6 protein-coding genes are annotated in these 5,109 nt (G+C 68.5%); 1 reads left to right on the top strand and 5 read right to left on the bottom strand.

The features are described 5' to 3' along the window. Together ACQKDV_RS18180 and ACQKDV_RS18185 are read right to left on the bottom strand one after the other, a co-directional pair. Positions 1–731: AarF/UbiB family protein (locus tag ACQKDV_RS18180; RefSeq protein ID WP_427785611.1), on the bottom strand; the 731-nt coding region annotated here is incomplete at its 3' end. Beyond that, positions 728–1,363, bottom strand: a complete 636-nt coding sequence (locus ACQKDV_RS18185; RefSeq protein ID WP_427785613.1) for a ubiquinone biosynthesis accessory factor UbiJ — start codon at positions 1,361–1,363, stop codon at positions 728–730. The genes ACQKDV_RS18185 and ACQKDV_RS18180, both read right to left, overlap by 4 nt. A 173-nt stretch (positions 1,364–1,536) precedes the next feature. Between ACQKDV_RS18185 and ddlA the strand changes: the two genes are divergently transcribed. Continuing rightward, complete coding sequence (gene ddlA / locus ACQKDV_RS18190) at positions 1,537–2,622, top strand: D-alanine--D-alanine ligase (protein ID WP_427785615.1); 1,086 nt, start codon at positions 1,537–1,539, stop codon at positions 2,620–2,622. Positions 2,623–2,748: 126 nt separating this feature from the next. Here ddlA and ACQKDV_RS18195 read toward each other — a convergent pair whose 3' ends face one another. From ACQKDV_RS18195 to ACQKDV_RS18205, 3 genes are all read right to left on the bottom strand, one after another. Then, complete coding sequence (locus ACQKDV_RS18195; RefSeq protein WP_005407633.1) at positions 2,749–2,904, bottom strand: DUF1328 domain-containing protein; 156 nt, start codon at positions 2,902–2,904, stop codon at positions 2,749–2,751. 122 nt (positions 2,905–3,026) lie between these two features. Next, entirely contained in the window at positions 3,027–4,013 is a 987-nt protein-coding gene (gene oleD / locus ACQKDV_RS18200; RefSeq protein WP_427785617.1) for a 2-alkyl-3-oxoalkanoate reductase, read from the bottom strand. Then, on the bottom strand, positions 4,010–5,109 hold a 1,100-nt coding region (locus ACQKDV_RS18205), incomplete at its 5' end, for a fatty acid CoA ligase family protein (RefSeq protein ID WP_427785619.1). The genes oleD and ACQKDV_RS18205, both read right to left, overlap by 4 nt.

Here is a 5,109-nt window from a genome sequence, read left to right on the forward strand (position 1 = left end):
AGAGCAGAAGCTGCGCCAGGTCGCCGCGGCCCGCAATGCAGCCGGTGCAGCTGCGCCGGCACGTACAGGTCGTCGCTGTTTTCCCAGAAGCGGCGCAGCACGCTGGCGTTGGCGCCTTCGCGCTGCAGGTCCAGTTCGGCAGCCAGGGTGTTCTCGACCTCGGCCACCACTTCGCGCGGGCGGATCTTGTCGGCGCGCGGGTGGGTGCGCTCGACCAGCGCGGCCAGCGAATTGAGCAGGGCGATGTCGGCGTCGATCTGCTTCTCGATGCCCGGGCGCAGCACCTTCACCACCACCTGGCGGCCATCGGCGAGGGTGGCCGCATGCACCTGCGCGATCGAGGCCGAGGCCAGCGGCTCGGTATCGAAGCTGGCAAAGGCCTCGCTGACCGGCAGGCCCAGCGCCTCTTCGACGATGCGGCGCGCGGTGTCGCCGTCGAAGGGCTTGACCCGGTCCTGCAGCAGGGTCAGTTCGTTGGCCACATCCGGCGGCACCAGGTCGCGGCGGGTGGACAGGATCTGCCCGAACTTGACGAAGATCGGGCCGAGGTCCTGCAGCGCCAGGCGCAGGCGTGCGCCGCGCGACTGCGAGGCGATGTCGGCCGAGGCGCGCGGTACGAAGGGCTTGGCCAGGCGCAGCCAGCGCTCGGCGGGCGTGCCCTGCAGCAGGTCGTCGAGGCGGTAGCGCAGGATGATGCGGCCGATGCGGTTGGCCCGCAACAGCGCCTTCATGCGGCACCCCGCAGGCGCTGCACGCGTGCACCGAGGCGCTCGACGTCGTCACGCAATACGTCCACGTCGTCGTGGAAGGCATCCAGTTCGGCACGTGGGACCACGTCGCGCGACTCCTCGGTGATGAATTCGGCGGCGCTGTGGGCCAGATCGATGGCACCCTGGCGTGCGTGCTGCAGGGCGCTGCGCAGGGTGTTGGCGACCTGCACCCCCAGCACTTCGCCGAACACGCTGACGAAAGGCTGCTGCCAGTCGGGATCAAAACCCTTGGCCAGCTGCTGCAGACGGCGCGCCAGTTCGGCATCGCCGGCCACGCGCACGCGGCCCTTGCCGTTGTCGTTGCTGCGGCGCGCGTTGGCCAGCAGCGGCAGCTGGGCGAGCACGCCGGCCAGGCTGCTGCGCACGGCCAGGTCGGCTTCCTGTGCGTCGACGGGGCCGACGCGCAGCTGGTCGCCATCGACGCTGATGCGCATCGCCAGCGACGGGGCGTCCAGGGTCAGGTCGATGTGGCGGCCGTTGAGGCTGGCCAAGGCATGGCGGGTATCCGGATCCAGCGCCAGCGCGCGGTTCAGGGCGGTCTGCAGGGCGCGGCCGGCGACCGGCTTGAGGGACGAGAGCAGGGAGAGAGCCATGTGGCCATTCTACCTGCGTGGGTGGGGGCGGATGCAGGCACATTGCCGCGGTAGAGTCGACCGTTGGTCGACTGCCCCTCCGCGGACTGCCAGTCGACCAACGGTCGACTCTACCTTTCCCCGTGCCACACGGCGGTTCATGCTGTGGGGCCTTGTTACACAGGACAACACGCATGGCACGGACCCGGGTCGGGATCATTTTCGGGGGCATTTCCTCCGAACACGAAGTTTCGCTGCAGTCGGCGAAGAACATCCTCGATGCGCTCGATCACGAGCGCTTCGAGCCGGTACTGGTCGGCATCGACAAGCAGGGCCAGTGGCACCTCAGCCAGTCCGATACGTTCCTGCTGCATGCCGATGACCCGGCACGCATCGCGCTGCATCCTTCCGGCATGGCGCTGGCAGTGCGGCCCGGTGCCGGGCAGGCGCAGCTGCAACCCGTGGATGCATCCACTGCGCTGGGCCAGATCGATGTGGTGCTGCCCATCGTGCACGGGCCGCTGGGCGAAGATGGGGCACTGCAGGGGTTGCTTCGCATGGCCAACCTGCCGTTCGTGGGGTCGCCAGTGCTGGGCTCGGCGGCGGCGATGGACAAGGACGTGGCCAAGCGACTGCTGCGCGACGCAGGATTACCGGTGGCGCCGTGGCAGTGCATCCGTCGCCATGAGGCAGCGAACGTCGATGTGCAGGCGCTGATTGCACAGCTGGGACTGCCACTGTTCGTCAAGCCGGCCAACCAGGGTTCGTCGGTGGGGGTCAGCAAGGTCAAGCAGGCCGGCGATTTCGCCGCCGCGCTGCAGTTGGCGCTGCGCCACGACCACAAGGTGCTGGTGGAATCGGCCGTGGTCGGCCGCGAGATCGAATGCGCGGTGCTGGGCAATGACCAGCCCCAGGCCAGCGTGTGCGGTGAGGTCGTCGTGCACGATGAGTTCTATGCCTACGACACCAAGTACATCAACCCCGATGGGGCGGACGTGGTGGTACCGGCGGCTATCGATGGCCAGACGCAGGAGCGCATCCAGCAGATCGCACTGCGGGCCTACCAGGTATTGGAGTGCGCAGGCATGGCGCGGGTGGATGTGTTCCTGACCGCAGACAGGCAGATCGTCATCAACGAAATCAACACCCTGCCCGGCTTCACCCGCATCAGCATGTACCCCAAGCTGTGGGGTGCCAGCGGGGTGGGCTACACCGCGCTGATCACGCGTCTGATTGAATTGGCGCTGGAGCGGCACGCGGCCGATCGGGCGCTGGTGTAACCCCGTTCTGTAGAGTCGAGCCGTGCTCGACTGCGTTGTGATCAGTCGAGCATGGCTCGACTCTACAGAAGGCAGTCGAGCATGACTCGACTCCGGGAAGCGATGCCGGCCAGCGGCCGGCACTACCTACCCGCGCTTGCGGAACATCGAGATCACCGCAAGGATCAGGAACACGACAAACAGGATCCAGGCGATGTTCGTGGCGGCACCGGCAATGCCGGAGAAGCCGAGCACGGCAGCGATGATGGCGATGACAAAGAAAATGATGGCGTAATGCAGCATGACGTTCCTCGCGGGTGATCCGGCCGGGGTGGCGTTGGGGTCCATCCTGCGCATCTGCCGGTGTGCAACCGGTGATGGGGATCTCTGCGGCTGATGAAGCCTTCAGCGCCGTGACGCTGCCGTCACGACGCGGCCTTCAAGCGGCACAGCCCTTCTTCGATGCTCACCTGCGGCACGTAACCGAAATCGCGACGTGCCGGTTCCATGCTGTACCAGTGCGGTGTGCACAGCTGCTCGGCCAGGAAACGGGTCAACGGCGGCTCGCCGGGCAGGCGCAGCAACGGCCACAGGCGTTCGCTGATCGCACCGATGCGATAGGCGGTCTTGAAGCTGAGGGTCTTGTCCACCGCCGGCGCACCCACGGCGGCAAGCAGCTTGTTGAGCAGCTCGCGAATCGGCAACGGCTCGCCGTTGGAAATGAAGTAGGCCTTGCCGGCGCACGCCGCCTCCGGGGCGAGTGCATCCAGCGCGAGGAAGTGCGCCAGCGCGGCGTTGTCGATGTAGGTGGTGTCCACCTTGTTGCTGCCGTCACCCACCAGGCGCAGGCGGCCTTGGCGGGCGCGCTGGGCCAGCCGTGGCACCAGTTGCTGGTCGCCCGGGCCCCAGATCAGCCTCGGGCGCAGCGCCACGGTGGCCAGCGTAGCGTCGTTGGCGGCCAGCACGCGCTGTTCGGCAATCGCCTTGGTCGCCGCATACGGGGCCTGGAAATTCTCGCCGTAGGGCACTTCATCGGCACCGAGCCCTTCCACCGGGTGGGTGGCACGGTGGGTCACGCTGGGCGTGGAGGTGTAGACCAGCCTGCCGATGCCATGCGCGCGGCAGGCGGCAATGACATTGTCGGTGCCGACCACGTTGGCCTGGTGGTAACTGTCATAGCTGCCCCAGGCGCCGGCCTTGGCCCCGTTGTGCAGCACCGCGTCGACACCGGCCACCGCATGCAGCACCGCCTGCGCATCGGCCAGGTCGCCACGGATCTGGCCCACACCCATCGCCTGCAGTTCCGGGTAGTGGCTGCGGTTGAACGCCAGCACCTGGTGGCCGCGTTCAAGCAGGCCACGGCACAGCGCCTGGCCAAGGAAACCACCACCACCGGTGACCAGGATCTTCATGCGCGCTTCTCCAGTTGGGCGCCCGCCCAGACAGCGAGCTTCTCGCGGCCGATCTTGGCGTTGTGACGGATATCGACAGGGAAGGCCGCATGCACCAGGAAGTGCTGCAGGCCGGCCTCGGGCACCCGTGCAGCGGCCTGCGCGCGCAGCGCCTCCTGCAGCGCCGGGCCATCGGACTGCCCGCGTTGAAGTTCCACGCACAGCACCGGGACCTGCGCACCGGCCACGCCCACGCCCACCAGCGCGGTGCGGGCCACGCCCGGCACGGTGTTGAACACCGGCTCCACCTGTTCGGTGTACAGCGGCCCGCGCGCGGTTTCAACGCGCTGGGTCTTGCGCCCGCAGAACCACAGGCGGCCCTGCGCGTCGAAGTAGCCCACATCGCCCATGCGGTGCACCACGCGGGTGCTGCCATCGGCCAGGGTTTCGCGGATCTTGGCAGCGGCCGTGGCCTGCGGGCGGTTGAAATAGGTATCGGTGGCGGTGGGCCCGGCCACGGTGATCTCGCCCACTTCGCCAGTGCGCAATACGCGTGCCTGCGACCAGTCGGGCAGCGGTGCATCGTCGATGGCGATGATGCGCACCTCGTTGGGTGCGACCACGCTGCCCACGCAGGTGCCGGCACCGGCCTCGGTGGCGGCACGGGTACGTTCCAGCTCGCGGCCCTCGACCACGGCCACCGGCAGGCACTCGGTGGCGCCATACGGCGTCCAGAACTGCGCATCGTCGGGCAGCAGGCGGCGGATGGTCGCCACCACGTCCGGCGGCACCGGCGCACCGGCCGAGGTCACCCGGCGCACCGTCGGCAGCGGCCGGCCGTGCCTGGCCAGCACCCGCATCAGCGCCGGCGAACCGAACAGCTGGGTGACCCCGAAGCGCTGGATGGCATCGTGCAGCCGCGCCGGGTCGGCCTGCGCCGGCCGTGTCGGGTCCATGTCCGGGATGACCGAGGTCAGGCCCAGCGCCGGGTCGAACAGGGCGAACGGAGGGAAGGTCGGCAGGTCCACGCCGCCGGCCTCCATGCCGAAGGCGCTGCCCAGCAGCTGGATCTGGCCGACGAAGTGGCGGTGGCGGTAGACCACGCCCTTGGGCACAC

The organism is Stenotrophomonas sp. NPDC077659 (assembly GCF_050268705.1).
Lineage (GTDB): Bacteria > Pseudomonadota > Gammaproteobacteria > Xanthomonadales > Xanthomonadaceae > Stenotrophomonas.